Here is a 7441-nt window from a genome sequence, read left to right on the forward strand (position 1 = left end):
ATACCATTGAATAAATAGTAAATTACTTTCTTCTTTCGCCCTATAAGAGTCATTAACTCTCTTCTCGGTAAGCCGATTAACTAAATTATTCCAAATTTAGGTTTACCCTTACGACTACTAAGAAGATGCTTTATCCTTGACCATCCGGGCTTTTATTTCCAGATTAGTAAACTTAATTACTTAGTTTTAGGATTCTCCAAGTTACCCTAAATTTCTACCTTAATTCCTTAGGGGGAAGTATCCTCTTTTGGGAGGTTGATTCCAGGTTTTCTTTAGCTGATAAACTACTCAATACTGAATTCATATATTAGTAGTCTCTGAACTGCTCGTTTAAGCAACTTCCGAAACAGGTTATTACATCAATTTTCCTTCTTAGGCCATTTCAGGCTTCTCCATAGAATTATTTGGTAGCGGAATCATCTTGACTAATTTGCTTTCATCGTAATCCGCTTTTATGGTCTGCTGTAATTCGGCATTCTTTCGTTTGCTAAACCGGCCATATCCTTTCAGAGCTTATCGGCTCTGACTATTGGTTAAATAGCACGAAATTTAGGCCTCTTTGGCGCCCCACCAGTTCGCATAGCATCCGATTTTTGTATTATAAATTTCTAAAATCAGAAAAAATTAATATCTTTTTGCTCTTAATCTGAAGATTAATAATCAGATCTAAATTTTTTGATGTTCCTCAGTTTTTTATATTTTTTGATAAAAGTTTACTTTTGAATATATTTTTATATTTTTTGTAAATGAATGTTATGGTTTTATGGTTAATAATTTAAAAAACTATTAATATCATTTTTGATAATATAATCAATTTCTTTTGAATCTCCGCTTCAAATATTTGAATGGCATCATGAAAAAAATTTTTTGGTTAGAAATCCAAAAACTCCATCCCAAAAAAATATTTTCGAAAATAAAAAATTAATAATTATTTCATAACCTTCTTGATTAATATATTTTATAGTAAGAATACCGAGAGATCGATTTTTAACTTTTTCTCATAAGAATAAGAATTTATTGAACTAATTGAAATTATTAATGGCTTTTTTTTAAATATTCTCGGAGATATTTTTCCATTTTCCAGAGTTTAATATCATTAATATTTTCTGAGTCAAATAGCCGCAATGTGATTGAAATCTAGATAAATATTAATCATATTTTTTAAGTTCTAGTTTTTAATTACTCTGATTATTTAAGCAACAATTATAAATGATATTAAATATTCGCAAAAGCTTAGTTCATTGATCAGCAAAAGTTTTTGGCATTTGCACTAATTCCATTGAATAAACAATAAATTACTGACTTCTTTCGCCCTATAAAGGTCATTAACCTTCTTCCTGAGAGGACGATTGGCTTAATGATTCCAAATTAAGTTTTACTCCTCCGACTACTAAAAAGTCGCTTTATCCTTGGGCCTAATGACTTTTATCTCATTATTGGTTAATTTAATAACTCTGCCTTTAGAATTCTCCAAGTTACTCTAAATATCAACCTTAATTCCTTAGGAGAAGTGACCGTTAGATTAACGGTGAGATTCCATGTTTTTAGTTGATAAACTATCCAATATCAGTTACTTATATCGATAGCTTCTGGACTGCTCGAGTACAGTAGTTTGCGAGACAGGTTAGAAAATTACATCTTCTTATCTTCTTAGACCATTCCAGGTTTATCCTTAGAACTATTCGGTAGCGGGGTCGTCTTGACTAACTACTTCATCGCAACCCGCTTTTAAGAACTGCTGTAATTCCTGATTGTTTCCTTTCAGTAACCGTTCTTACCCTTTCAGAGTTTATCGCCCTAGTGAGTGGTTAGTTCACTTGATATTTAGGCCTCTTTGGCGCCCTAACCGATTCATTAGTAAATTTTTGCATTTATTTATTAAACACTCGCTTCCTTATATTATATTTATGATTTTGCAAAAATAAATTAATTTTTTATACCTAACAATAAAAAAAGACTTTTTCAAGTCTTTTTTGATGATATACAAAAATAAATTAAAAAATTTTATTAATTCTAACAGCTTTTAAACCTTGTTGAGTAGATTCTACATCAAATTCAAAAAGAGCACCTTGATAAAAAAAGCTTCTTCTTTCTTCAGGCGTCATTTCTATAACAGATCTATCTGCTATTTGCGAAACATGAAAAAAAACTTCTTCTAATGTTTTGGTATCTAAACCAATTAATTCTTTAATTTCTGAATATTTTTCATTCATGTCTTCATTAGAAATTTCAGATTCTGAAATTTCAGAATCTGATACCATGTTCTTTAATTCTTGAACTTTATTTTGTAATATTAATTTTTGTTCTTCTGATAAATTAGGATTTCTATAAATAAATCCATAATTACCTTTTTCTTCGTGATTATCTGTTATTCTTTTTTCAGAAAAAAACTTTAAATAACCTATACTACGTGGACTAATTTGATCTGCTGACATTTTAAAAAAACTCCTCTGCAATTGCATTCTAATTTCATTCTCTAATTTTATTTTAATTAGTCGAAATAGTCACTTTCATTATACACAAATTAATAGTAAAATTAAATATTATATTTAACAATAAAAAATAAAATTTGATATTAAAATTTTTAACTATATTCATTTTATTAATGGATGTTTATGATATAATTATCCTTATTAATAGAATAAAATATAGCCCTTATAGTTTAATGGTAAAACACATCAATGGTAATGATGTAATATAAGTTCAATTCTTATTAAGGGCACCAATTATTTTGTCAAAACCAATAACTTTTTTGGTAAAATTTAGTAGTAATGATAAACTAAATAAATATTTAAAAAAAATTATTAATAATTTTTTAATGAAATAGAATCGCGGGTGTCGTATAATGGTTATTACATATGCTTGCCAAGCATATAATGAGGGTTCGATTCCCTTCACTCGCTCCATAAATAATTTTTTCAAAAAATTTATAATTAAAATAAAATATAATACAAATAGTGAAAAAATTCCTAAATTATTTAATAAAATAAATAAAAATCAAATAAATATTATTTGATTAAATTTAAATATTTGTAATTTTTTATAATTTTCAAATTTAATCAAATCATATTTAATAATATAAAACAATTTTTAAATAATTTTAAAAACTTTTCAATAAAAATAAAATAAAAATTATTAAAATCATTAATTATAAAATAAAAAAGAAATGTTTTAAGTTAAGTATTTATCTTAACAAAAAACATTTCTTTTTATAATTTTTAAACGATTAAGTTTCATCATTAAACTACGTTTAGCCTGGAAATCTCCAGGATGTTTTTTCACATGACATGATAATATTTCAATATCAACATTTAATAAATTAAACTGCACTTTATTAGAACCAGTATTAATAAGATTAGCATCATATTGTTCTAAAATTTTTCTTTTTTGTTCTTTATTCAAAGCCATTTTATTAAGCGATATCCTTCCAAAAACCCACAAAAACAAAATTAAATATAAAAATTAATATATCATCTTTTTTTTATAGATAATTATAATTTTAAAAATTTTTCCACATCTAAAATAAAAACAGTAGCTCCGCCAACAGAAACTTCTGAAGGCAAAGAATAATAAGCAGAAAATTCATTTAAAATATCATTTGGTATGATTTGTGTTTTCTGTCTAGAATGGAATTTAATAATTTCTATAGCTTGTTCCACTTTATCTGCTGGCAAACCTATAATTAAAGTAACATTTTTTTTACTCAAAAATCCTCCTTGAGTTGATAATCTTGTACTAAAAAAATTATTTTTACTCAAATTATGTTGCACTTCATCAGCATCTTCTGATGAAACAATAGCTAAAATTAATTTCATTTTTTTATTCATATGCTACTATTATATAATATTTAAATATATAAAAAATATTATTTTATAACAAAAATTTTAAATTATCAAAAATGGAGGCCCTGAACGGATTCGAACCGATGTTCAAGCTTTTGCAGAGCTATGCCTTACCACTTGGCTACAGGGCCCAATAAAATAATAACAAAAGATTTAAAATATTATTTCTGAATATAATGAATATCCTTTAAATAATAAAATTAAAACTTCGTTATATTTATTATATATAAAATTAAAAATAAAAAAATAATATAAATTATGTTTTTTTTTAAATTATTAAATTCTAAATTTATTATTTTTTTTCTTTATGAAGTAAACATTTTCTTTCAAAAGGACAATATTTGTTCAATTCCAAATTTTTAGGATTTTGTTTTTTATTTTTGTAAGTATGATAATTTTCTCTACCACATTTTTGACAAAATAATTTAACTAATTCGCTCATTTTTCTTCTTATAACCTCGATTGCTTATTATAAATAATTTAACAATTGCCAAAATTTAATAAAATCTTTATAAATTAAAAAAATAGCTATAAAAACTATTCTTTTAAATAATAAAATTTGAAATATTTATGAAATAAACATAATTTATATTAATATTCAATAATTTTAATGAGATTTTTTTCAAGAACTTCTGGATAACGATATTTAACTTCTCTCATTTTTTTAAATAAAACACATACAATTTTATTTTGAATATCAATTCTAGTTACTACGCCTATCTCTTGTATACGGATAGATTAATTGCGTTTTATGCGGCGATTTGTATTTGCCATTTTATTTACAATCAGCCCCCGTCCAAACCGGACAAGCAAGTTTCCCAGCATCCGGCTTTCCATAATTTACTCTCTCTCGAGAACTAATTTCCCCTCACGGTTAATTAGCTATTTATTCTTATCGTTCTTATTCTTTCTGATATCATGTATCTGTTGATCTGTCACTTTTCGATGACAATCTTTACACAATACCTTGGTACTTTTATTCATGATACTTTGGTGGCTCGCGTTGCGAACCGTGCCAATGTGATGAATTTGCAGTTGGGTTGTTTTGTTGCAGTTCTCACAACGTTCCGCTTTTAGACGGTCAGTTAGATGCGTGCGACCTTGGAATATATATCTATTAATGGTAATATCCGGATTTCCCTTATAGTTACGCATTTTTTTAATTTTATCCCAAGAGTAAACGTCCCATGGCTCGTATTGAGTCTTTCCTTTGTTAATGTAGGAGATACCCCAAGTTGAACCTTTATTGAATTTTTTTCGAACTCTGGCAATCGATGTTTTTCGTTTCCTTGCCAGCGTTTTCAAACAGCTATATTCAGCTAGATAGTTTAGATAGTTTAAAACACTTAGATTGTCAGCTAAACAAAAGTATTGGATAATTCCTCTAACAATTGTCTTATAGGTCCGGATTATCTCTAATTCGTCTCTACCCGCTAATGTTTCGTCGTGTTTCACCTTTCCCTCTTTTAACCAATTATATTCGTGTCCATATTCTTTGGCTCTCGTTTTGGGAACTTGGATTCGGACTTTACCGTTTAAGGAATTCTTTGCAGTTTTCCTTTCACGAGTTTTATTGGTTGGTTTAACCTTAATCAAGTAGGATAGAAACCTAGTTCCTTTGCTGGCTTTGACAATTTTTGATTTGTCCTTACTGATGGTAAGTTTTAAATCTTGCTCTAGCCATTGTGTTACTTGATTCTTAATCCTTTCGGCTTTGTCATACTCGCCTTTAACACCGATGATAAAATCATCAGCGTAACGGATGTATTCAATTCTTGTTTTTGGGTTTAGGTTGATGAGACTATCGGTCCCCAGTTGATGATGCTGGTTTTTATGCCATGCTTTTCCGTATTCTGGGTTATTCTTCCAAATTGATTTTCCTTCTTTGATTAGTTCATCCATTTTTAGGTCAATGTAATGTAAATATACATTCGCTAACAGAGGAGAGATTATTCCTCCTTGAGGAGAACCCGATAAAGATTCGTATTTGATTCCATCCTTCATGAAGCCAGCTTTCAACCATTTGTTAATGGTTAAGAGGACTTTATTCTTTCTGATGAACCGATTTAAGGTTCTCATGAGAATCTCATGATTAATCATATCAAAGTAGCCTTTCAGGTCGATTTTGATAATGTAGTCAATTCCTTTAAATCTTTGTTTGACGCGTTTGATGGCGTCATGGCAAGATTTTTTGGTTCTAAACCCAAAGCTCCATTCCGAAAAGATATTTTCAAAATAGGGAGTTAAGAGTTGTTCGAGGCATTTTTGTATTAGCCGGTCTTTGATAGTAGGTAGCCCCAAGGGTCTGGTTCTTTTATTATCACTAGGAATGAGAATTCTTTTAACTGGTTTGGGGTTATAACCATTATTGACGTATTCCTGATGGTATCTTTCTAGTCTTTCTAGATTAACCCCATCAATGGTTTCATTGTCCACACCTGGTGTGCCCGCCCCCTTGTTAGTAGCAATTTTATTAAATGCTGTTAACGTGTTATAGAAGTTATTCATTCCTTGTTGCAGCTCTCTTTTTAGGGAGTAACCGTTTGATGAACGATGTTGAATTCTATTCAATGTTCGCGAAAGTTTAGTTTCGAGTGAAACAGTTGTTGACATAATATCAACCCCTTCCTTGATACCATTGAATAAATAGTAAATTACTTTCTTCTTTCGCCCTATAAGAGTGATTAACTCTCTTCTCGGTAAGCCGATTAGCTAAATTATTCCAAATTTAGATTTACCCTTACGACTACTAAAAAGATTCTTTATCCTTGACATCCAGACTTTTATTTCCGGATTAGTAAATTTAATTACTTCGTTTTAGGATTCTCCAAGTTACACTAAATTTCTACCTTAATTCTTTAGGGGAAGTATCCTCTTTAGGAGGCTGATTCCAGGTTTCTTTTAATTGATAAACTACTCAGCACAAGCGAACTATGCTAGTAGACTCTGGACTGTCCGTCTAAGTAACTTCCGAACAGGTTTGTCGATTACATCAAATTATCCTTCTTAGGCCATTACAGGCTTTTCCTTAGAATTATTTGGTAGCGGAGGTCTTCTTGACTAATTTACTTTTGTCTCAACCCGCTTTTATGATCTGCTCTAATTCAATATTCTTTCGTTTATCAAATCGACCATATCCTTTCAGAGTTTATCTGCTCTGGCTATTGGTTAAATAGCACGAAATTTAGGCCTCTTTGGCGCCCTCGCCTACGACACTAACTTTAGCTCCAATAAAATGACGATAGGGATTAATATTTTGTTCTACACAATTCAAAAAAATTAACCTCTTTCCAAAAGATTTAGATAATCTATTACAAAAAAACCTTCTCTAAAGAGATGGTCATCGGCTAAAATTCGATATTATTCTTTTTTTATCGACCCTTTTTTATTCAGATAATATTTTTTTAAAATCTCTTTTAACTTTAGTACTCATTTTAAATGTTGGAACTGTTTGCGGAGGTGTAATACAAATTTCAGATGTAGTAGGTATTTTAAATTTTCTTGATTTACGATATGACATTTTGAAAAAACCTAAATATGGAATTGTAAATTTTTCTTTTTTATTTAAAGTTTCACCCATTGTATCATATAAAGATTTA

General features: G+C 28.9%; 6 protein-coding genes and 3 tRNA genes. 2 read left to right on the forward strand and 7 right to left on the reverse strand.

Features of this window, described 5'->3' with window-relative positions; translation table 11 throughout:
* Positions 1 to 1994 precede the first annotated feature (1994 nt).
* A complete protein-coding gene (locus OC698_RS01665; protein WP_304513000.1) occupies positions 1995 to 2435 on the reverse strand; it encodes a hypothetical protein in 441 nt (146 codons plus the stop codon).
* A 216-nt stretch (positions 2436 to 2651) separates the two neighbouring features.
* Between OC698_RS01665 and OC698_RS01670 the strand changes: the two genes are divergently transcribed.
* Positions 2652 to 2725: transfer RNA gene (locus OC698_RS01670), tRNA-Thr, on the forward strand.
* A 106-nt stretch (positions 2726 to 2831) separates the two neighbouring features.
* Positions 2832 to 2906: transfer RNA gene (locus tag OC698_RS01675), tRNA-Gly, on the forward strand.
* A gap of 283 nt (positions 2907 to 3189) precedes the next feature.
* Here the strand turns inward: OC698_RS01675 and OC698_RS01680 are convergent.
* The 6 genes from OC698_RS01680 to OC698_RS01705 form a co-directional block, all read right to left on the reverse strand.
* Positions 3190 to 3408, reverse strand: a complete 219-nt coding sequence (locus OC698_RS01680) for a 30S ribosomal protein S15 (RefSeq protein ID WP_304513001.1) — start codon at positions 3406 to 3408, stop codon at positions 3190 to 3192.
* An 83-nt stretch (positions 3409 to 3491) separates the two neighbouring features.
* Positions 3492 to 3815: a cyclic-di-AMP receptor gene (locus OC698_RS01685; protein WP_078122979.1), complete on the reverse strand. Its 324-nt coding sequence runs from the start codon at positions 3813 to 3815 to the stop codon at positions 3492 to 3494.
* 84 nt (positions 3816 to 3899) lie between these two features.
* Positions 3900 to 3973, reverse strand: a tRNA-Cys gene (locus tag OC698_RS01690).
* 161 nt (positions 3974 to 4134) lie between these two features.
* Positions 4135 to 4284 (reverse strand): 50S ribosomal protein L33, encoded by a 150-nt coding sequence (gene rpmG, locus OC698_RS01695; RefSeq protein WP_304513002.1) that lies wholly within the window; start codon positions 4282 to 4284, stop codon positions 4135 to 4137.
* Positions 4285 to 4724: 440 nt separating this feature from the next.
* Positions 4725 to 6455, reverse strand: a complete 1731-nt coding sequence (ltrA, locus tag OC698_RS01700) for a group II intron reverse transcriptase/maturase (protein WP_304513003.1) — start codon at positions 6453 to 6455, stop codon at positions 4725 to 4727.
* Between the two features lie 772 nt (positions 6456 to 7227).
* Positions 7228 to 7441, reverse strand: a 214-nt coding sequence (locus OC698_RS01705) for an HU family DNA-binding protein (protein ID WP_304513004.1), incomplete at its 5' end; no start/stop codon positions are given.

Source organism: Candidatus Phytoplasma gossypii (genome assembly GCF_030586975.1).
In the GTDB taxonomy this organism is placed as follows: domain Bacteria; phylum Bacillota_I; class Bacilli_A; order Acholeplasmatales; family Acholeplasmataceae; genus Phytoplasma; species Phytoplasma citri.